The organism is Streptomyces misionensis (assembly GCF_900104815.1).
Classification (GTDB): domain Bacteria; phylum Actinomycetota; class Actinomycetes; order Streptomycetales; family Streptomycetaceae; genus Streptomyces; species Streptomyces misionensis.
This window is the reverse complement of record NZ_FNTD01000004.1, coordinates 5,081,546-5,102,426: the sequence shown is the minus strand read 5'-3', so window position 1 is coordinate 5,102,426 and position 20,881 is coordinate 5,081,546. Positions and strand designations below refer to the sequence as shown.

The following is a 20,881-nucleotide window of genomic DNA, read 5'->3' as shown; positions in this document are numbered from 1 at the left end:
ACGAGCGACACGGCGGCCACGGACGGTAAGCCACCCGTGCGGCGCAAACACACCGGGACAAGCACCCGCACGCCTGTCCAATCGGTGCAGGCGCCTTCACAGCGCCCGGTGTGAAGCGCGACACTCTCTGGCGCATGAGCTATGCCGCCCGGGACCGCAGCATCCGCGGAAGTGAGGGCACATCATGTCCGTGTACGACGACCTGACCACGGTCCAGCGCAACCTCGACGACCTCCAGCGGTCACTGGGCCGGCTGGAGCAGCAACTCGGCGGAAGCGGCCTGGAGATACGCAGGGTCCGGCTGGACGCCGACCATCTGCGCGAGAGCGTGGAGCTGCTGCGCGAGGCGGCCGCGGCCCGGGGCACCGCCCGTCGGCCCGACCTCGTCACCATCTCCGACACGCCCTACGACGTCAGCCTGTGGACGGACTCGGACGACGAGGGCCTGGGCGCCCGCGACCGGCACGCCCCCTGACCCGTCCGTCCCCGGGCCGTTCCCCCAGTCGTTCCCCGAGCCGACCGGAGTGCTGTCTTGGCCACTGGTACGGAACACCGACGCAGCGGCGGCGGCGTGCGCGCCCCCGGGCGCGCCGCGATCGCCGCCGCCCATCTGCGGACCGACCGCTGGTGGCTGGCGCCCGCCTGCACGGCGGCCGGTCTGCTGGCCTTCGTCGCCTACTCGACCTGGCGGGCCTTCGCCAACGCCCACTACTACGCGGCGCCGTACGTCTCGCCCTTCTACTCGCCGTGCCTGGCGCAGAACTGCCGCCCCATGCACGGCGGTCCGAACGCGGACGTCTTCGGCGCCTGGTGGGGGATCTCGCCGGCGATCATCATCCTGATCTTCCCGCTCGGCTTCCGGCTGACCTGCTACTACTACCGGAAGGCGTACTACCGGGGTTTCTGGGCGTCCCCGCCCGCCTGCGCGGTGGCCGAGCCGCACCGCTCGTACAGCGGCGAGACCCGGTTCCCGCTGATCCTCCAGAACGTCCACCGCTACTTCTTCTACGCGGCCCTGCTGGTCGCCGGGGTGCTGACCTACGACACCGCGCTGTCCTTCCGGGACGACCGGCACCACTGGGGCCACATGGGGCTCGGCACCCTGGTCTTCCTGCTCAACATCGTGCTGATCTGGTCGTACACCCTCTCCTGCCACTCCTGCCGGCACATCGTCGGCGGCCAGCTCAAGCACTTCTCCCGGCACCCGGTGCGCTACCGGGCCTGGCGGCTGGTGAGCCGGCTCAACGCCCGGCACATGCAGCTCGCGTGGGCCTCGCTGATCAGCGTGGCGCTCGCCGACTTCTACGTGTACCTGCTCGCGTCCGGTGCCTTCGACGATCCGAGGTTCTTCTGATGCCCGTGGTGGACCGCCAGGAGTGGGACGTCGTCGTGGTCGGGGCCGGCGGCGCCGGGCTGCGGGCCGCGATCGAGGCGCGCGAGCGGGGCGCCCGTACGGCGGTGATCTGCAAGTCCCTGTTCGGCAAGGCGCACACGGTGATGGCCGAGGGCGGCATCGCGGCGGCGATGGCCAACGCCAACGAGCACGACACCTGGCAGACGCACTTCCGCGACACGATGCGCGGCGGCAAGTTCCTCAACCAGTGGCGCATGGCCGAGCTGCACGCCCGGGAGGCCCCGCAGCGGGTGTGGGAGCTGGAGACCTGGGGCGCGCTGTTCGACCGTACGAAGGACGGCCGGATCTCGCAGCGCAACTTCGGCGGCCACGAGTACCCGCGCCTCGCGCACGTCGGCGACCGCACCGGCCTGGAGCTGATCCGCACCCTCCAGCAGCGCGTCGTCGCGCTCCAGCAGCAGGACTTCGCCGCCACCGGGGACTACGAGTCCGGGCTCAAGGTCTTCCAGGAGTGCACCGTGACCCGGGTGCTGAAGGACGGCGAGCCGGGCGGGGGCAGGGTCTCGGGGGTCTTCGCCTACGACCGGGAGAGCGGCCGGTTCTTCGTCCTGGAAGCCCCGGCGGTGGTCCTCGCCACCGGCGGCATCGGCAAGTCCTTCAAGGTCACGTCGAACTCGTGGGAGTACACCGGCGACGGCCACGCGCTGGCCCTGCTCGCGGGCGCGCCGCTGCTGAACATGGAGTTCGTGCAGTTCCACCCGACCGGCATGGTCTGGCCGCCGTCGGTCAAGGGCATCCTGGTCACCGAGTCGGTGCGCGGCGACGGCGGCGTGCTCAGGAACTCGGCGGGCGAGCGGTTCATGTTCGACTACGTCCCGGACGTGTTCAAGGACAAGTACGCCGAGTCGGAGCAGGAGGCCGACGGGTGGTACGACGATCCGGAACACCACCGCCGCCCGCCCGAGCTGCTCCCCCGCGACGAGGTGGCCAGGGCCATCAACGCCGAGGTGAAGGCGGGCCGGGGCTCCCCGCACGGCGGGGTCTTCCTGGACGTCTCCACCCGGATGCCGGCGGAGGTGATCCGGCGGCGGCTGCCGTCCATGTACCACCAGTTCAAGGAGCTGGCGGACGTCGACATCACGGCGGAGCCGATGGAGGTCGGGCCGACCTGCCACTACGTGATGGGCGGCGTCGCCGTCGACTCGGACACGGCGGCGGCGCGCTCGGTGCCGGGGCTGTACGCGGCCGGCGAGGTGGCGGGCGGCATGCACGGCTCCAACCGGCTCGGCGGCAACTCGCTGTCGGACCTGCTGGTGTTCGGACGGCGCGCGGGCCGGTACGCGGCCGAGTACGCGCGGGCACTGGCCCGGGAGCGGCCGCGGGTGAACGGCGCGCAGGTCGAGCTGGCCTCGGCGGAGGCGCTGCGCCCCTTCTCCGTCGGGGCCGAGGGCGAGGCGGGGCCGCCGGAGAATCCGTACACCCTGCACCAGGAACTCCAGCAGACCATGAACGACCTGGTGGGCATCATCCGCCGGGAGGGCGAGATGGAGCAGGCGCTGCACAAGCTCGCCGAGCTGCGGTTGCGCGCCGGCCGGATCGGCATCGAGGGCCACCGCCAGTTCAACCCCGGCTGGCACCTGGCCCTGGACCTGCGGAACATGCTGCTGGTCAGCGAGTGTGTGGCGCGGGCGGCGCTGGAGCGGACGGAGTCGCGCGGCGGCCACACCCGGGAGGACTACCCGGGGATGGACCGCGGCTGGCGCAACGTCAACCTGCTGTGCACGCTGGCCGACCACGCCCAGGGCCGCATCCGTCTCACCCGGGAGACCACCGCCCCGGTCCGCCCGGATCTGCTCGCCCTGTTCGAGAAGGAGGAGCTGGCCAAGTACCTCACCGACGAGGAGCTGGAAGGAGGGCTGTCCGGATGAGCGGCTACGAGGCCCGCTTCAGGGTGTGGCGCGGGGACGGACAGGGCGGCGGCCTGCGGGACTTCACGGTCGAGGTCAACGAGGGCGAGGTGGTCCTGGACATCGTCCACCGCATCCAGGCGACCCGGGCGCCGGACCTGGCCGTGCGCTGGAACTGCAAGGCGGGCAAGTGCGGTTCGTGCTCCGCGGAGATCAACGGCCGTCCCCGGCTGATGTGCATGACCCGCATGTCGGTCTTCGACCGCGCGGAGACGGTCACGATCACCCCGCTGCGCGCCTTCCCGGTGATCCGCGACCTGGTGACGGACGTGTCCTTCAACTACGAGAAGGCCCGGGAGATCCCGTCGTTCGTGCCGCCCGCGGGGCTCAGCCCCGGCGAGTACCGCATGTTCCAGGAGGACGTGGACCGCTCGCAGGAGTTCCGCAAGTGCATCGAGTGCTACCTGTGCCAGAACACCTGCCACGTGGTGCGCGACCACGAGGAGAACAAGCAGGCGTTCGCCGGTCCGCGCTACCTGATGCGCGTGGCCGAACTGGACATGCACCCGCTGGACTCCGCCGCCGAGTCCGGCCTGGACCGCAGGCGCACGGCCCAGGACGAACACGGCCTCGGCTACTGCAACATCACCAAGTGCTGCACCGAGGTCTGCCCCGAGGGCATCCGGATCACGGACAACGCGCTGATCCCGCTGAAGGAACGGGCGGTGGACCGCAAGTACGACCCGCTGGTGTGGCTGGGCTCGAAGATCGGACGCCGCCCGTCCTAGTCCGCCGGGCGGCTCAATCCACCCAGTCCTTCCGGTACGCGCGCCAGTCCGCCTCCGTGGCGGCGAAGTCGACGTACAGGGCGACGCCGAAGCGGGCACGGTGGGCGTCGGTGCGGGACAGGCCCAGGCGTACGCCCCGTACGGCGGCCGGGACGGTCTCCGCGTCCCCCACGTGCCCGAACCGGTTCTCGTAGTAGAACGGCAGACCCATGAGGAGGTGGGTGGTATCGGGGGTGATCTCCAGGGCGAGGCTGGTCTGCTGGGCCACGTAGCCGCCGTACAGACTCGGCAGCGGCTGCATGGTGTCGTACGACATCACCGCGATCTGGTCCACCCGGCGGGCCACCTGCCCGAAGTACGCCTGCGACCACCACTTGGGGTGATGGGTGGTCGCGCCCCAGAAGGAGTGGAAACGCGGGAGGGGGTCGATCTGATGGGCGGCGACGGACAGCAGCGCGTGCCGGGCGTGGGTGAGCCGGCGCAGGTCGTCGAGGAGGGCGAGGTAGTGACGGTCGCCCGAGTGCAGGGGCTCCAGGTCGAAGTGGGCGCCCTGGTACCCGGCGGCGAGGATCCGCCGGGTCGAGGCGAGGACCGCGGCCCGGGTCGCGGGACGCTCCAGGCGCATCCCGGTGGGCCCCTCCGTGGCGAGCACGTCCCCGAGCCAGGCCTGCACCCGTACTCCGGGCAGTTCCCGGTGCACCGCCTCGATGAACCAACCCGCCTTCGGGTACGCGGAGTCGGGCAGGGTGCCGTCGTCCTCCAGCGGTCCGGAGTGCACGTACAGGTCCCGCACCCCGGTCTGCCGCAGCCGCCGCGCCAGCGCCCGCACGTCGGCCTCCGACTTGCGCCCGTCCACCCAGGCGTGGCCGAGCCAGAGCGCGTCCTGGTCGCGGGTGCGGGTGCCGGGGGCGGGATCACCCGCGTAGTTGACGCGCAGCGCGGTCTCGCCGGCGAGGAGGGCGAGGAGCAGCAGCAGGAGGACCAGACCGAGGGCGGTGAGGGTGCGGCGCAGGACGCGGCGGGCGCGGGGCCTGCCGTCGGTTGCGGGGGGCCCGGTGCCGGCCGCACCCTCGTCCGCCGCCGGTGTCGGTGCCGTCTGTGCGTCCATTCCGTCCCTCTGTCCGTCCGGTCCCCCACCCGTGTCGGCCCCGCTCGCGGAGCGCCCCACCGGCCCATACGCTCCGAAATGTGACGTCCTCCCTGATCCGGGGCCGGCCCCGGCGTGCCAAGGCGCACATACGGGCGCGGGTGACGCATGCCGTGCTGGGCGCCCTGGCGGGGGGCGGGTGGCTGATATTGCCGTTGATGACGGTCACGGTCCGTACTCCGGTTCCCGCCACCTCCACCGGCCCGGTCGCGAGCGCGGCGCCGGGCCCGGGCGGCACGTCCGCGGCGGACTACGTGCTCCCGCTGATCGCGGTGGTCGTGACGGCGGTGCTGGCGGGCTACGGCTGCCTGCGCCGCGTCCGCCGCAGCCGCACCCGTACGACCCCGGGCTCCTTCTCCGGACCCCCGCCCGAGCCGACCGCCACCGACTCCGAACGCCAGGCACGCCGCGCCCTGGTCCTGGCCGACGACTGCGTGCGGACGAGCCGCGAGGAGCTGACGTTCGTCGCGGCGGGGTGCGGGGCGGCGCGGGCCGAGCCGTTCGGGCGGGCGTTGCGGGCGGCCGAGGAGGAGTCGGCCGCGGCGTTCGCCGTGTGGCGGCGGTACGAGCGGGGGCTGCCGGAGGCGTCGGCGGCGCGGCGGCAGGCGCTGGCCGGGGTGGTCGAGCGGTGTGCGCGGGCGGGGCGGCGGCTGGACGCGGAGGCGGCGGCACTGGACCAGATACGCGGGCTGGAGGGCCCGGGCGCCGGCGACGCGCTGGAGGTGGCACGGGCGCGGGCGCGGGGGCTCGCGGCACGCGCGGTCGCCGCGCACGGCATCCTGAGCGCCCTCCGCGAGCGGTACGCCCCCTCGGCCACCGACCCCGTCACCGGTTCGGTGGAACAGGCCCGGGACCGCCTGCTGTTCGCCACCGCCCGCCTCGGCGAGGCCCACCGGGCCGTCGTCGCGGGCGACGGCGACCGGGCCGCCCGGCAGCTGCGCGCCGGCGAGGGCGCCGTCGCCCAGGGGGAGACCCTGGTGCGCGCGGTGGAACGGCTGGCGGCACGGCTGCGGGAGGCCGCCGCGCTGGTCCCGGCCGCGCTGACCGGCGCGGAGGCGGAGCTGGCGACCGCCCGGCACGGCGGTTCCCGGACCCCCCTGGCCGCGGGCGAGCTGCACGCCCGGCTGGCCCACGCGGACGGCGTACTCGGGTCGGTGCGCGAGGAGTTGACCGGTGCGCTGCCGTACGACCCGCTGGACGCCCTGCGCCGGATCACCCGCGCCGCCGACCGGCTGGACGTGGGCCGCTCCGGGGTGCTGGACACGGCCGCGCTGCTCGTCGCCCGGGCCGCGGTCCGCGCGGCCGACGACTTCGTCGCGGTGCACCGGGGCGCCGTGGGCCCCGAGGCCCGCGCCCGGCTGGCGGAGGCGGTGCGGCACCTGCGCGCGGGCGACGGCACCGGCGCCGTCTTCCGGGCCGACACGGCCGCCCGGGAGGCCCGCGGCCTGGCGGAACGGGACGTCCGCGCGCACGGCAATCCCCACGCCGGCACCGACGACCACACGGCCGGCCTCTCCGGCGCCGTGCTCGGCGGCATCCTGCTGGCCGAGGACCCCGACGGCGGCCCCCCGGCCTGCTTCGGCGGCCCGGGGACGCGGGCCCGGAGACGACTGGCGCCGCCTTCCTGACACCGCCGGTTCAGAACAGGCTGAGCAGCGCCTCCGCCGGGTCCGTGAGCGCGGCGTCGGCGCCCGGCAACGGCAGCTCGAACCACACCGTCTTGCCCCGGGGCGTCCGCCTCGACCCCCACGCCGCGCTGAGCAGCTGCACCAGTTGCAGCCCCCGGCCCCCTTCGTCGGTGTCCCGCGCCCGCCGGCGCCGGGGCTGCACCAGTCCGCCGTCCCACACCTCGCACACCAGCGTGCGGTCCAGCAGCAGCCGTAGCCGGATCTCCCCCTCGCCGTACCGCAGCGCGTTGGTCACCAGCTCGCTCACCAGCAGCTCCGTGGTGTCGACGAGCGCGTCGAGCCCCCAGCCGAGCAGCTGCGCCCGCGCGTGCTCCCGCGCCCGGCCCACACTGCGCGGTTCCCGCGGCAGCGTCCAGTCGCCGACGGACTCGGCGGGCAGCCCCTGCACCCGGGCCATCAGCAGCGCGATGTCGTCCTCGCCGTGGTGGGTGTCGAGGGTGTTGAGGACGTGGTCGCAGACGTCCTCCAGCGGTCGTGTGGGATCGGTGAGCGCGCCGACGAACGCGTGCAGCCCCTCGTCCAGCGGGTGGTCCCGGGACTCGACCAGGCCGTCCGTGTACAGCGCGAGCAGCGCCCCCTCCGGAAGCTCGACCTCCACCTCCTCGAAGGGCTCGCCGCCCACCCCGAGCGGCATGCCGGGCGGCACGTCCAGCATCAGCGCGGGCTCGCCGGGCTCCACCAGCACCGGCGGCAGATGACCGGCGTTGGCGAACGTGCACCGCCGGGTCACCGAGTCGTACACGGCGTACACGCACGTCGCCAGGTACACCTCGGAGAGGTCCGCGTCCCGGGGCTGGCGTGCCGTGCGGGTGGCCTGCTGGATGCCGCCGGGCGTGCCGAGGCCCCGCGCGATCTCGTCGAGCGCGGACAGGACTTCGGCAGGCTCCAGGTCGAGCAGCGCCAACGTGCGTACCGCCGTGCGGAGTTCACCCATCGCCACCGCGGCGCGCAGCCCGCGGCCCATCACGTCACCGACCACCAACGCCGTGCGGTGGCCGGGGAGTTCGATGACGTCGAACCAGTCGCCGCCGACCTCGGTCGCCGCGTTGCCGGGCAGATAGCGGCAGGCGATGTCCAGGCCGGACGCCTCCGGGTCGCCGGGCGGCAGCAGGGAGCGCTGGAGGATCAACGCCCGTTCGTGCTCCCGGCGGTACAGGCGCGCGTTGTCGATGCAGACCGCGGCGCGCGCGGCCAGTTCCACCGCCAGGTCCCGGTCCCGGTCCCCGAACGGCTCGCTGCCCTTGGTCCGCGCGAACCGGACGAGCCCGACGACCGTGTCGTGGGCGACCATCGGCACGGCCAGCGTGGACTGCACCAGGCTGCCCTCCTCGGGCGGCACGTACCGGGGCCGGGCGGTGCGCAGGGCGTTGGCGCAGGGCGAGTGGAAGGGGAAGTGGTGGACGGCGCCGACCGAGACGGCCTCGGTGGAGCCGAACCGCGGCGCGTCGGCGACGGCGCTGGCGATGGCGACGCGCCGCAGTTCGGCGCTGCCGTCGGCCATGCCGGGCGGTGTCTCGTCGCCGGTCAGCAGCCCCTGGTAGAGGTCGACGGTGGCCAGGTCGCAGAAGCCGGGGACGACGACGTCGAGGAGTTCGCGCGCGGTGGTCTCCAGGTCGAGGGAGTTGCCGATCCGGGCCCCGGCCTCGTTGAGCAGGGCCAGGTTGCGGCGGGCGGCGGCGGCCTCCCGGGCGGCGGCGCGGCGGGCGGTGACGTCGGTGGCGAGCCAGGCGACGCCGATCGTCCGGCCGCTGCCGCTGTGCACGCGGTAGAGGTTGACGGACCAGTGGCGGCGCTCCTCGGAGCCGGGGATGTTCCCGGTGATGTGCATGTCGGTGATGGGCTCGCCGGTCTCCAGCACCCGGCGCAGCGTCGCCGAGACCCGTTCGGCCTCGCCGCGCGGCAGGTAGTCGTGGACCTCCCTGCCCCGGTGTTCGTCCGGGCTGCCGCCGAAGACGGAGGCGAACCGCTGGTTGGCGCGCCGCACCCGCAGGTCGGTGTCGATGAGCAGGAAGCCGAAGGGGGATTGTCCGAATATCGCCTGGGACGCGGCGAGGTCGGTCTCGATCCGGCGCAGGGTGCGCACGTCCACGACGATGCAGACGGCCGCCCTCTCGCCCTCGACGGTCCGGGTGGGCATCACATAGACCTCGGCCAGGCCGTCCTTGCCGCGCGCGCCGTCCGGCCGGTCCGGCATCCGGAAGGGCACCACGCCGGTCCACTCGCGCCCGTCCAGGATCTCCGCCATCTTGCGCTGGCCCCGTTCGCGCAGGTCGGGGTCGATGAACGCCTCTATGGGGTCCATGCCGACGGCGCGGGCGGCGGGGACGCCGAAGAGCTGTTCGGCGCGCAGGCTCCACTGGTCCACCAGGCCGCCGGGGCCGATGGAGAAGGAAGCCACCTTTATGTAGTCGTACATGGAGCCGGGCGGGCTGCTCTGCCACATGGCGTCACCGGGTGCCGCCGCACCCTTCGCGGTCTGGTCCCTCGCGCCGTCCGACGGGTCCTCGGACTCCGTGGCCTTCGCTGGTATCTCGCTCACGCGAACCGTCCCCTCCAGCTCACCGCACCCGGCACCGGTCACCGGAGGCGGCTGCCCGCAGTATCCAGCACTACGGCGCCGCGCGACACGGTGTTCACGATCACAGCTCGGTCCAGACGTTTTTCGGACCGCTCCGCGACAACACTGCCACTCTTCTAACCAGGGAACACGCCCTCGAACCACACGCTCCGCACCGGCCGGCGAGCCGGAGTCACGCGAGGGGCCACGCGGCGGGCCCCGTACACCCCCTCCGCGCCCTCGGGCGCCCCTGCCTCATCCCGCACCGCCTCGTGCCACCCCATGCGCCCCCGCCCCACCGTCCCGGGGCGGTGCTCCGCGGACCTCACCTCGGCACGGCCAGCTCGAACCAGACGGTCTTTCCGCTCGCGCCGGGCCGGGTGCCCCAGCGGCGCGAGGAGCCGGCGAGCAGCTGGAGGCCGCGTCCGCTCTCGTCCTCGGGCCGGGCCACGCGTTCGCGCGGCGGGTCGGGGAGCGGGTCGGAGACCTCCACGAGCAGCGAGTCGTCGCCGCCGACGGGCCGCACCAGCCGGACGCCGATGGGGCCGGTGGCGTAGCGCAGCGAGTTGGTGACCAGCTCGCTGACGAGCAGCGCCGCGAGGTCGGCGACACAGTCGAGGTCCCAGCCGTGCAACTGGCCGCGCACCACGGCCCGGGCGCTGCGCACGGCACCCGGCTCCGCGGGAAAGGTCCACTCGGCGCAGTCGCCATCGGTGTCGATCACGCCGATCACTTCCCAGGCCGCGAGCCCACCCAAGTCCGGTTTAGTGGGGTTAATGGGCCCATACCCGATATGTGATGGCCAGTACCGCCCCTGTCGTCCGTGTGTGGGTCGAACGGACTAGGCGGAGACGGCCGACGGGACGCGGCGGCGAGGCGGGCGGCAGTCGGCGGGGTGCGCGATGGCCGGCGGGTCCCGGTCATGAGGCGCCGCCGCCAGCGGGTCCCGGTCGTGAGGCGTCCGGTGACCGGCGGCCCTGCCCCGAGGCGTCGCCGTCAGCGGGTCCCGGCGGCGAGGCGCGCGGCGACCTCGCGCACCGCCGGCACGTCCTGGTCCAGCCAGGGCACGTCCCACAGCTCGGCCGGGGTCAGCCAGCGCAGTTCGTCGTGGTCCTCAAGGGGCCGGGGCGCGGGCGAGCCGGGGCGCGGGCGGGCGGTCCACACCCACAGGACGTACGGCTCCCGCAGAGGCCACTCGCCGGGTACGCGCTCCACCGTCTCGGCGTCGACGCCGAGTTCCTCGCGCAGTTCGCGCACCAGCGCGTCCTCGGGCCGTTCGCCCGGCTCCACCTTGCCGCCGGGCAGCTCCCAGCGTCCGGCCAGTTCGGGGGGCGCACTGCGGCGCGCGGCGAGCAGGCGGCCGCCGTCGAGCAGGGCGGCCCCCACCACCACGATCCGTCGCGTCTTGGGCGTCATGGAGCGGAGCCTACGGGAGGCTCCCGGACGCGGGCGCCGCCGGTCAGTTGCGGCCGCCGTCCCCGTTCTGCGCGACGCGCTCGACCGAGTAGAGCTGCTTGTGCTCCCGGTCCTCGAAGCTGTCGGCCACCTTCTGGGCCTCGGCCCGGGTCGCGTAGCGGCCGACGCGGTAGCGATTGCCGTTGTCGTCCTGCCGTATCACGATCCAGGGCAGGGAAACCGTGCCCTCACTCATGCCCCGCACCGCCCCCATCGATCTCTTCACCCTTTCCGGCATCACGGGACCCCCATCCCGTCCGGGGCCCCCACCGGGCCTCGCCTAAGGAAACCGCAATCCGCATATGCCCGAGCGTACGCCCTACCTTCACGCACCGAATACGTCTTTTCACAAAGAGGTACGCAACCAGCCAGAACGCCGGGGGCGCACGCGAACGAATGCGCCCTCCGGGGAGGCACCGGCCCGGGCCGGGCGCCCCTCGCTCCACCCCGGCCCCACCTGCGGGAACGATCCCACGGCGGCTCCGGTCCTGCGCCGGGTCCCGCCGCACGCCCGGCGCATCCATGGACGGGACGAGCCCCGGGTGTGCGCTACGTCACTCCGACAGTGTGTACGACGCCATGGGCAGCGGTCGTGGTTTCCGGTGAACCGGTGCCCTCCCGTTCACTTCACGGGCAGGTGGTACGCCACCCGGTAGCGGTCCGCCGGGATCACCACGTCCGCCGTCTCCACCGGGCGGCCGGACGCGTAGTAGGTGCGCTGGACGACCAGCACGACATGACCGGGGACGCCGCCGAGGAGATGGAGTTCCTCGGCGAGACCGGGGCGGGCGCCGACCTCCTCGGTCACGTTGTCCACGATGATGTCGATGGCGCGCATCCGCTCGACCACGCCCATGCCGCCGAGCGGCCCCTCCTCGGGCAGCATCACCGGGGTGCGGCCGGTGAGGGCGAGCGGCTCCCAGGAGGTGGAGAGCATCATCGGCTCCCCGGCCTCGCGGAACAGGTACTTGGTGCGCATGACCCGATCGCCCGCCTTGATCCCGAGCCGCTCGGCGATGACGCTCCCGGCCTCCGCCTGTTCGCTGCTGGACTCCCAGGTGCCGCGCACCGAGGCGTCGGCCTGCTCCTGCCGGAACGGTGTGGCGCCGCCGCCGGGGCGGTAGCCGGAGCGGGAGACCCGGCGCGGCACCGGCCGCTCCCGCACGTACGTCCCCGAGCCGGAGCGGCCCTCGACCAGCCCCTCGGCCATCAGCACCTTGCGGGCCTCCAGGGCGACCGTGTCCGAGACGCCGTACTCCTCGCGGATGCGGGCCTGCGAGGGGAGGCGGGTGTGGGGCGGCAGTGAACCGTCGACGATCTTCTTGCGGAGATCACCCGCGACGCGCAGGTACGCCGGCTGCTCACCGAAAGTCACTGGCCGCTCCCATCAGCTTGTACAGACAGCAACAGCGTGGCAACCCTGGGTTGAGCCGTGCAAGCAAAGGCCAGAGAATCACTCGAAGTGATGACATCCGGCCGGGGAGGGCCGCACCCAGCACTTTCTCCCCCGCCCGGGCACCCCTTCACACCTGTCGCACCTCCCGGACAACTCCGGGCGCCCGCGGGCGAGTCCATCGGCCCCGGTACCGTGCCTCTTACGACTTGTCGCAGGTAAGCGGGACACAGGGGGCGGAATGAAGGTGGGCAGCAGGGCCGAGGGCACCGCGCACACGGTGAACGGGCTCACGGCGCGCTGGGCGGCCACCGCGCAGGGCGGTACGGCGTTCTCCGCTGCCGGGGTCTGGCCCCTGCTGGCCCTGCTCGCGGACGGCGCGGCGGGCCCCGCCCGGCAGGAGCTGGCGGGCGCGCTGGGCGTGCCCGCGGAGCAAGCGGCGCCGCTCGCGCGGGAGTTGCTGGCGGCCCTGGGCTCGACGCCCGGCCTGGACGCGGCGCTCGGCCTGTGGACGCACCACACGCTGCCGCTGCGCGACGAGTGGCGGGCCGGGCTGCCGGCCGGGGCGCACGGCGTGTTCGGGGACGACCTCGTCACCGCGCAGGAACGGCTGGACGCCTGGGCGGCCGAGCGGACCGGCGGCCTGGTCGAGCGGATGCCGGTGACGCTGACCCGGGAGTCGCGGATGGTGCTGGCGGGCGCGCTCGCCCTGCACACCGGCTGGCGCCAGCCCTTCGACGAGCGGTCCCTCGTCCCGGAGGCGGGCCCCTGGCGCGGCCGCACCCTGCGCGGCCTGCACCGGCGCAGCGTGCGACCCGACCGGGTGGGTGTCGCCGGCACCGCGGACGGCTTCGTCACCGCGCTGACGGTCCCCGGCGACAACGGGATCGACGTCCATCTGGTCCTCGGCGAGGAGCGCATGACGCCGGGACAGGTCCTGGCGGCCGGGGTGGCCGTGGTGGAGCGCGCGCTGGCCCTCACGCCGGGCGGCGCCCTGCCGTACGGCCACGTCGGGCCCGGCCTGCACGTGGAGCGGCAGCAGGCCGCCGCGCCCGAGCCGACGACGCTGGACGTGACGACGGTGGCCTACGAGGTGCGGGCGGACCACGATCTGCTGGCCCTGGCCGACCTGTTCGGGCTCAGGACGGCGGCGGACCCGCGGTTCGGCCACTTCCCCGGGGTGAGCGAGCAGCCGCTGGCCGTGGAACAGGCCCGGCAGTCGGCCGTGGCCCGGTTCGGCCCGCTGGGCTTTCGCGCGGGGGCGGTGACGGCCGTACAGGCCATGTACGGCGCCGGGGCACCCCAGCTGCGCTACGAGACCACGGTGGTCCGCGTCGCCTTCGACCGCCCCTTCGCCTTCCTCGCCACCGACCGCGACTCGCGCCTGGTCCTGCTGGCCGGCTGGGTGAACGACCCCGCACCGGGGTACGGGGGCACGGTCTAGCGTCTTTTGTTCGGATCGGGCCGGGTCGGTTACCCGGCCCGCCCCGCCTCGCCCGGCAGCCGGAAGGGCACGGTGCTCCAGGGGCTGTCCGGCAGCGTGCCCAGGGCGTGGTGGGCCGCGCGCATCTCCTGGTACCAGCCGCCGAACTCCTCCTCGTCGAAGTGCAGGCAGCGGCCCAGCGCGTAGCCGGCCGAGAAGTCCGGCCAGGAGGTGTGGGCGGCCCGGGCGGCGTCGCTCGCCGCGGTGACGGCCTCGCGCAGCTCGGCGCGGGTGGCGTACCGGGCGCCGTACCCCCAGCGGGCCATCATCGAGGCGCGGCCGATGTCCCAGGCGGCGACGGAGCGCACGGTGCCGTCCGCCGGGAGCAGCCCGTCGGCGCGGAACCGGGCCTCGTAGCGCAGCACCTTGCCGACCAGGCCGACGACGTGTCCGACGAAGTCCTCCCAGTCCGCGCCGCGTTCCTTGGCCGGCAGCCCGGCCGCGCGCTCGCGCAGCGTCAGCTCCACGCACTCGCGCCAGGCGGTGGCGTCGACGGCCCCCGGCCGCCCGCCCGGCCGCCGCTCGGCGAGGGTCTCGCGGGCGTCGAGGACGAACTCCCAGTACCAGGGGGTGATGTCGCCATCGAGCAGCCGCCGCTGGGTCTCCTGCCACTCCTCCCGGCCGGTCACGCCCCACCACTTGGCGAGCCGTTCGCGCTCCGTGGAGAGGCCGAGCCCGTGGTAGTGGGGGTTGTTCCAGGCCTCGCCGTTGACGAAGCACATGTGGGCGCCGAGGGCCAGGCCGTGCAGGAGGCGGCCGACGGGCGGGGCGCCGGTGCGCCGGGTGACCAGCCGGTCGGTGCGGCCGTCCTCGTCCCAGTGCTCCTCGTGCAGCGCCCGCCACACCTCGCGTTCCTCCTCGTCGGCCGCCATGAGCATGGGGACCGGCGTGCGGTTGTTGACGGCTATGCCGGCGACGTGGCCGGGCAGGTCGTCGGCCAGGTCGCGCAGCGTGTACGCCTCGAAGACCACGTGCGGGTGGGGGCGGGGCAGCAGGCCGCGGGTGTAGACGGCGACGAGCCCCCCGACGGGGGTGTCGTGGACGTGGAAGGTGCGCCGGGCGGGGTCCGGCGAGGTCTCCTCGTACCGGAACGGCACGTACACCAGGTCCTCGGCGAGCGCCCGCAGATACGCGACCTGGAGATCGCCCCGGGCCTCCTCCGCCGACTCCTCGTCGGGCCACTCGCTCGCCGCGTGGCGGGTCAGCATGTCGTACAGGCGCTGTTCGAGTTCGGCGGGCGCCTGCCACGAGCCGGGCTCGGCGGGCGCCGGGATGTCCGGCCACGCCTCGTCGTGATCGTCCAGTTCACCGACGACGTAGCGCTCCGCCACTTGCCCCTCCGCTGCTCCCGTTCACTCCGGCACCTCGTCCGGCGCCGGGCCGGCGGCCATCTTCGCCCGACGGGCGGCTGAAGATCCACTCGGGCGGGGTGCGGGGGCGGGGCGGACGAGGTGCCGGGTGAGGGTTCGGGCGAGTGCGGGGCGGGGCGGACGACGGCCACGCGGCGGGCGGGCCCGGGTCCGTCCCGGTGCGGCAGGCGGCTGCCCGGGGTCAGCCCGTCAGGCCCGGGATCGAGGCGAGGAGGACCGTCACCGCGGCGAGGGCCGCCGACACCGCGTCGCCCACCGTGCCGTCCGGCTCCAGGGCGGCGGACACCTCGGCCATACGGGGGGCGACGCGTGCCGGGTCCGTGTCCGGCAGGGCGAGGGCGTCGAGGCCCGCCCGGTGCAGCAGGGTGAGGAGTTCGGCGGTCTCCGGGGCCGGCTCGGCGTTCGCGAGGAGCACGGCGGACAGTTCGGCGCGCAGGGCCGACAGCACCGAGGGGTCGGCCGGGGGATAGCGGTGGGAGCCGAAGACGCCGAGCCGCTTGCGGCCCTCCTGGCGGACCACGCCCTTGGCCAGCAGGCCCTCGTAGGCGGCGGTGACCGCCTCGTCGCGCACGGCCAGCAGCCACGCCTGGGGCTTGGCCTCCGGGGCGCGGCGCATCTGCGCGGCCACGGCCGCCGCCAACGGCTCGTCGCCCGGGGGGTCTTCCGTGAGGGCGAGTCCACCGTCACGCGCCACCACCCGGCCGGAGCGCACGAGGTCCAGCAGCGGCGCCGCCGCCACCGCGCAGCCCACCCGCAGCTGTTCACGCGGGGTGCCGTCCGCCTCGTCCAGTCCGAGCAGCACGATCCGCTCACCCACGGTAAGCCCAGCGTCCACAAGACCTCCCCAGTCTCTGGTCATGACGCGTCGCACGCGTCACCGGTTGCGGCCGTCAACGGCCTTGAGGATCAACGGTATTGATCCCTTCCTCCCCAACCGAAACAGGAGTACTCCACCTTCACACGGGGCACACATGTCCAGGGGAAGCACGGCGGCGCGCCGGGCGAACGGACCAATCCGGCAAGGCCGCCAGGAGACTTTACTCCAACTTTGACATGTTTCGGCCACCTATGGAAGGATCCGGTCAACTTCCAGCACCGGTGGCGACTGTTCGCGGGGGAACACATGGGCGTATGGGAATTGACCGCTTTGGGAGTGGAACCGCTTGACGAGTCCGTGTACCGGACGCTGCTGCAGAACCCCGACCTGACCAGAACGGGTCTGCTCGCGGCACTCGGCCTGGAGGCGGCGGAACTCTGCCTCAGCCTCAAGCGGCTGGAACAGCAGGGGATGATCCACCTCGACACCGACGGGGAGCCCTCCCCCGTCGACCCGGGCATCGGCATAGAGCAGCTCGCCGAGCGACGGTTGCGAGCCCTTCAGGAACAGCAGCTCGAAGTCCTGTCGACCACTCAGTCCTTCGTGCTGCGCGTCACCCGGGGCCGCGGCCGCACGGGCGACCCCGGCCAGGTGGAACCGCTGGACGGCGCGGACGCGGTGCACGAACGCATCGACGAACTCGCCTTCTTCGCCCGGCGCGAGATCCTCGTCACCCAGCCGTCGTGGCTGCCGGCGCACGAGCACCTCACCGGCACCCGCGAGGCCGATCTGCGCTGTCTGCGCCGGGGCGTCGCCCTGCGGGTGCTCGCGCACCGCACCGCGCTCCGTGACCGCGAGCCCACCGGGCACCTGCGGGAACTGGCGGACCACGGCGCCGAGTTCCGGCTGCTGGACGGCAGCTTCGACCGGATCGCGGTGTTCGACCGGGAGACCGCCCTCGTCCAGACCACCGCCGACGCGACCGCGCGACAGGCCCTGATGGTGCGTCAGAACGTGCTGGTGCACGCGCTGCACAGCTTCTTCGAGCGGTGCTGGTCCCAGGCGTCCGACGCGCTGTCCTGCCTGCGGCCCGACGAGGCGCGCGAAGGGCTGGACGAGCTGCACCTCAAGGTCCTCCAGGTGATGGCGTGCACCGACAAGGACGAGGCCGGGGCGCGGGAGCTGGGCATCTCGGTGCGCACCTACCGGGCCCGCATCGCCCGGCTGCTCCAGCACCTCAACGCGAGCACCCGTTTCCAGGCCGCGCTACTGGCCCGGGACAAGGGCTGGATCTGAGGAGCCGGCGGGCGCGCACGCCGCCGGGCCCGCCAGCTCGCGCAGCAGCCGCAACTGCCGGGGCTGGATGGCGGGCAGCAGCTCGGTGGCCCGGCGGGCGTGTTCCGGACGGGCGCACAGCAGGTTCTTGGCGAGCGCGAACCGGCCCCGTTCGGGCACCAGGACGAGTTCCTCGAAGAGCCTTCCGGCACCGGTCACCACCCGTTCGACCTCCGTCTCCAGATCGCCGTGCCAGTCCGCGGGGCGCGCGAACGTCCGGTCGGCCGCCATCCGCGTGTACCACTCCCGCATGTCCGCCAGGCACGCGGCGCGGAAGGCCGCGTCGTGCCGCCCGGCGCGCAGCTCCAGCAGGAGGGCGTGCGCGGCCCTGGCGTCCGTCATGGTGATCAGCGGCATCCGGTGCGGGCGGGGCATGCGGTGTCTGCGGGTCCCGCCGTCGGTGAGCAGGACGGCGGTGGGCTCCAGCACCGTGCGGAACACGTGCCCGGCGTCCGCCAGCCGCAGCCACAGGTCCCAGTCCTCCAGTCCGGCGCCCGCCCGCCAGCCGCCCACCGCCTCCACCAGCCCGCGCCGGTGCGCCACCCGCGACGGCTCGAACATGGGCCCCATCAGCTGGAGCTGGGGATGCCAGCAGCAGGACAGCGGGGGCAGCGGCGCCACTTCCCGCCCGGCCGCGTCGCGGTACTCGCAGCCCGTGGCGACCATCTCGGCGCCCCCCTCCAGCATCCCGAGGACGACCCGGAGGTGGTGCGGGTGCCAGGTGTCGTCGTGGTCGAGGTAGGCGACGTACGCGCCGCGGGCCGCGGCGAGCCCCGCGTTGCGCGGACCGCTCGGGTGACCGGACCTGGCCACCCGCAGCAGCCGCACCCGCGGGTCCTCGGCCGCCGCCCGCGCCACCCAGTCCTCGGTGTCGTCGTCGCAGCCGTCGGAGACCACCAGGAGTTCCCAGTCCCCGACGGTCTGCGCCCGCACGGAGTCGATGGTCCTGGTGATCGCCCGCGACCGGTTGTACGTCGGGCAGACGACGGACACCCGGGGGGTGCCGGTGGCTGTCATGTCCGTGGGACCGTCCTTCGTCTCGGGGCTCAGCACAGCGGCAGGGCGACGGGCCGGTCGCCCAGGGCGTGCAGTGCGAGCAGCACCCCCGCCCCGCCGGTGGCCAGGTCGGTGGAGAGCCGCAGGTTCTCGTGGCCCAGGAAGGCGGGCCGTCCCTCGTGCTCCACCCGGAACAGGCCGAGGACGTCCAGCAGCCGCTCCCGCTGCCGCGCGGTGGGCTCGCCGCCCAGGCGCCGCAGGGTCAGGGCCACCCCCGCCCAGCCGTGGAAGAGCCCGGCGGTGCGGGGCATCGCGTCCCGCGCCGCGTCCAGGACGCTGTCGCGGACCCGCGCGAGATCCGGGTCGGGCCGGTGGTCCAGGTAGTCCGCGAGCACCAGCGCGGCGCCCGCGCCGCCGGCCGCCAACTGCGGTCGGGACCCGGGCGAGTCGGGTGCCCAGCCGGCCGGCCCCGCGGTGTCCTCGCCGGGTTCCTCGCGCCAGCCGAGCGCCCGTACGTCGCTGTCGAGCAGCGCGCGGGCGGCGTCCAGCCAGGCGGGGTCGCCGGTGTGCCGGTACAGGGCCAGCGGGAGCAGGGCGCCGCCCGAACGGCCGCGCAGCAGACCCACGTGACCGCGGCGCGGCGGACCGGCGGCGGCCCGGGCGGCGAGCTGCTCGCCGGCCGCGAGGGCGTACTTGAGCGCGTCGTCGTCCCCGCTGGTCCGGGCGAAGTACAGCTGGGCCAGTCCGGTCCCGGCCAGCCCGTCGAAGAGGCTGTCGTCCGGGGCGTCCGACTCCCGGATCCTGGCGAAGAGTTCACCGGCCGTCCCGGTACGGCCGAGCCGCGCGAGCACCCCGGCGATGCCGGACAGGCCGGTCCACAGGCCGGGGGCGGGGTCGGTGAGCGCACCGGCCGCGCGCTCCAGCCAGTCCGTGTGCTCCTCGGACACCTCCTGCCCCGTCTCGGCGAGCGCCCAGAGCACGCCCGCGGCGCCGTACGCGAGGCAGGCGCCGCCCTCCGGGACGAAGAACTGCGCGGCGTCGCCGGGGAAGAGCCGGTCCGCGCGGTGCGGGGTGGCCGCCGCCACGATGCCCGCGGCGAGCGCGGGCCGCCCGTCGTCGTCCCCCGCGCGGGCCGGGGCCCCGGCCGGGGGGCCGCCCGCCGCGCCCGGCCGGTCGGCGGAGGCGGCCGGTGTGAGGTCGGCGCGCACCCGGTCGCCCCAGTCGCCGGGCAGCGGATACCGCGACACCACGTAGTCGATCAGCTGGTCCACCTTGCCCGGGCCCCAGCCCATCAGCGTGGTGAGCGGCGCGAACAGGGCCAGCCGCAGACAGCCGAGGGCGTACCGGTCGATGTCCGGGCCCCGGTGGCCGGCGGGCGCGGCGAAGCCCGGGGCGGCGTGGATCTGGGTGGCGTCCGGGTCGGTCGACGCCGTCTCCAGGTCGATGAAGACGACCGTTCCGTCGGGGCGCACGAGGACGTTGCCGGGGTGCAGGTCGCCGAAGCAGACGCCCCGCTCGTGCATGGCGGCGACGCCCCGCGCCACCTCGTCGAGCACGCCGAGGGCCCAGTCGGTGTAGGCGCGGGCGCCCCGCGGGTCCGTCTCGGGGGCCTTGGGCAGGCGCCGGGTGATGGCGGTGGCGAGGGTCTCGCCCTCGACGAACTCCCGTACCAGGAAGTGGTGTTCGTGTCCCACCCGGGCGTCGAGCAGCCGCGGGAACCACGGCAGGCCGTCGAGCCGGCGCAGGCAGTCGTGTTCGCGCCGCAGCCGCGCCACGGCGTCCTCGCCCTGGGTGTCGAGCCCGGCGTACGGCCGGGCCTCGCGCAGCAGCACCGGCTCCCCGGTGCGCAGGTCGCTGCCCCGGTAGACGCCGCCGCCGTTGGAGAAGTGCAGGGCCTTCTCGGCCCGGTAGGGGAAGTCCTCCAGGGTGCCCGCCTCGCGCGCCCGCAGCGCCTCGTCGAGACAGGCGGGCGGCGTCACCCACTCCGGGGGGCGGAAGGAGGGCCCGCGCCGATCGGGCACCAGCCGTCCCTCGGGGTCCTCGATGCAGTGGACGCTCTCGCCGGTGGGCGTCTTCATGGTGCGGGCCACGAACCCGCCGTAGCGCACGTACAGCGGGCCGGAGCGCCAGCGCAGATCGCTGAGGATGTACGGTCCCGGCTCCCCGTCGAGGAGATCGCCCAGCTCCGCCAGGACGAGCGCGAACCGCTCCTCGTCCTCGGGGTAGATGGTCACGAACTTGCCGCTGGCGCTGCGGTCGCCGTACTTGCCGTTGCGGCGCAGCAGGACCTTGCGGCTGCGGATGAACTTGAACGCGACGCCCCGCGGCACCAGGTAGTCCCAGCAGCGCTCCAGGACGTCCTCGGCGTTGCCCGGGGTGGCCGAGACATGGATCTTCCAGCCCTGCGCGGGCAGCCGGTGGCCGGGCGGGGTCAGCATCGCCCAGTCCGGTCCGGTGCCGCGCGTCCAGCCCTCGGGCCCGGGGGCAGCGACGGCCGGGAAGTCGTCCGGTGCCGCCGAGTCCGCGTCGTCCCGGTCGAAGTACGGGGTGCCCGGCGGGCAGTACATCAGATGCCGAAGTATGTCCATGAT

The 20,881-nt window shown here is 74.3% G+C and carries 17 protein-coding genes; 7 read left to right on the top strand and 10 right to left on the bottom strand.

From position 1 onward, the window contains the following. The first annotated feature begins 184 nt into the window (after positions 1–184). From BLW85_RS24990 to BLW85_RS24975, 4 genes are read left to right on the top strand one after another with little or no spacing between them, the layout of a single operon-like run. Positions 185–475 (top strand): hypothetical protein, encoded by a 291-nt coding sequence (locus tag BLW85_RS24990; RefSeq protein WP_070026951.1) that lies wholly within the window; start codon positions 185–187, stop codon positions 473–475. A 57-nt stretch (positions 476–532) separates the two neighbouring features. Beyond that, positions 533–1,354: a hypothetical protein gene (locus BLW85_RS24985; RefSeq protein ID WP_070026952.1), complete on the top strand. Its 822-nt coding sequence runs from the start codon at positions 533–535 to the stop codon at positions 1,352–1,354. Continuing rightward, positions 1,354–3,282, top strand: a complete 1,929-nt coding sequence (locus BLW85_RS24980; RefSeq protein WP_074993163.1) for a fumarate reductase/succinate dehydrogenase flavoprotein subunit — start codon at positions 1,354–1,356, stop codon at positions 3,280–3,282. Before BLW85_RS24985 ends, BLW85_RS24980 begins: the two co-directional genes overlap by 1 nt. Beyond that, positions 3,279–4,049, top strand: coding sequence for a succinate dehydrogenase/fumarate reductase iron-sulfur subunit (locus tag BLW85_RS24975; RefSeq protein WP_074993162.1), 771 nt, complete (start codon positions 3,279–3,281; stop codon positions 4,047–4,049). Before BLW85_RS24980 ends, BLW85_RS24975 begins: the two co-directional genes overlap by 4 nt. A 13-nt stretch (positions 4,050–4,062) precedes the next feature. Here BLW85_RS24975 and BLW85_RS24970 read toward each other — a convergent pair whose 3' ends face one another. Then, entirely contained in the window at positions 4,063–5,157 is a 1,095-nt protein-coding gene (locus tag BLW85_RS24970; protein WP_239697909.1) for a glycoside hydrolase family 18 protein, read from the bottom strand. Positions 5,158–5,237: 80 nt separating this feature from the next. Between BLW85_RS24970 and BLW85_RS24965 the strand changes: the two genes are divergently transcribed. Beyond that, on the top strand, positions 5,238–6,824 hold the full coding sequence (locus BLW85_RS24965; RefSeq protein ID WP_074993161.1) for a hypothetical protein: 1,587 nt from the start codon (positions 5,238–5,240) through the stop codon (positions 6,822–6,824). Positions 6,825–6,834: 10 nt separating this feature from the next. Here the strand turns inward: BLW85_RS24965 and BLW85_RS24960 are convergent, their stop codons facing one another. The 5 genes from BLW85_RS24960 to BLW85_RS24935 form a co-directional block, all read right to left on the bottom strand. After that, complete coding sequence (locus tag BLW85_RS24960) at positions 6,835–9,423, bottom strand: SpoIIE family protein phosphatase (RefSeq protein ID WP_070026957.1); 2,589 nt, start codon at positions 9,421–9,423, stop codon at positions 6,835–6,837. A gap of 343 nt (positions 9,424–9,766) precedes the next feature. Further along, a complete protein-coding gene (locus BLW85_RS24950) occupies positions 9,767–10,174 on the bottom strand; it encodes an ATP-binding protein (RefSeq protein WP_374028571.1) in 408 nt (135 codons plus the stop codon). A gap of 263 nt (positions 10,175–10,437) precedes the next feature. Further along, positions 10,438–10,857, bottom strand: a complete 420-nt coding sequence (locus BLW85_RS24945) for a (deoxy)nucleoside triphosphate pyrophosphohydrolase (RefSeq protein ID WP_070026960.1) — start codon at positions 10,855–10,857, stop codon at positions 10,438–10,440. 43 nt (positions 10,858–10,900) lie between these two features. Then, on the bottom strand, positions 10,901–11,092 hold the full coding sequence (locus tag BLW85_RS24940; protein WP_070027011.1) for an SPOR domain-containing protein: 192 nt from the start codon (positions 11,090–11,092) through the stop codon (positions 10,901–10,903). A gap of 426 nt (positions 11,093–11,518) precedes the next feature. Continuing rightward, positions 11,519–12,271, bottom strand: a complete 753-nt coding sequence (locus BLW85_RS24935) for a GntR family transcriptional regulator (RefSeq protein ID WP_070026961.1) — start codon at positions 12,269–12,271, stop codon at positions 11,519–11,521. A 259-nt stretch (positions 12,272–12,530) separates the two neighbouring features. Here BLW85_RS24935 and BLW85_RS24930 point away from each other — a divergent pair, with 259 nt between their 5' ends. Further along, positions 12,531–13,733 carry a serpin family protein gene (locus tag BLW85_RS24930; RefSeq protein ID WP_074993159.1) on the top strand — a complete coding sequence of 401 codons (1,203 nt, stop codon included), beginning with the start codon at positions 12,531–12,533 and terminating at the stop codon, positions 13,731–13,733. Between the two features lie 29 nt (positions 13,734–13,762). On the opposite strand, the gene BLW85_RS24925 is transcribed toward BLW85_RS24930, so the two are convergent. Beyond that, on the bottom strand, positions 13,763–15,103 hold the full coding sequence (locus tag BLW85_RS24925) for a DUF1266 domain-containing protein (RefSeq protein ID WP_074993158.1): 1,341 nt from the start codon (positions 15,101–15,103) through the stop codon (positions 13,763–13,765). A gap of 220 nt (positions 15,104–15,323) precedes the next feature. Beyond that, positions 15,324–15,977: a GOLPH3/VPS74 family protein gene (locus BLW85_RS24920; RefSeq protein ID WP_167381433.1), complete on the bottom strand. Its 654-nt coding sequence runs from the start codon at positions 15,975–15,977 to the stop codon at positions 15,324–15,326. A 318-nt stretch (positions 15,978–16,295) separates the two neighbouring features. Between BLW85_RS24920 and BLW85_RS24915 the strand changes: the two genes are divergently transcribed. Beyond that, positions 16,296–17,255, top strand: coding sequence for a TrmB family transcriptional regulator sugar-binding domain-containing protein (locus tag BLW85_RS24915; protein WP_079172415.1), 960 nt, complete (start codon positions 16,296–16,298; stop codon positions 17,253–17,255). Here BLW85_RS24915 and BLW85_RS24910 read toward each other — a convergent pair. Both BLW85_RS24910 and lanKC read right to left on the bottom strand, forming a co-directional pair. After that, on the bottom strand, positions 17,226–18,311 hold the full coding sequence (locus BLW85_RS24910; protein ID WP_074993155.1) for a glycosyltransferase family 2 protein: 1,086 nt from the start codon (positions 18,309–18,311) through the stop codon (positions 17,226–17,228). The genes BLW85_RS24915 and BLW85_RS24910 overlap by 30 nt on opposite strands. Positions 18,312–18,340: 29 nt before the next feature. Further along, positions 18,341–20,878, bottom strand: a complete 2,538-nt coding sequence (lanKC, locus tag BLW85_RS24905; RefSeq protein ID WP_074993154.1) for a class III lanthionine synthetase LanKC — start codon at positions 20,876–20,878, stop codon at positions 18,341–18,343. Positions 20,879–20,881 lie beyond the last annotated feature (3 nt).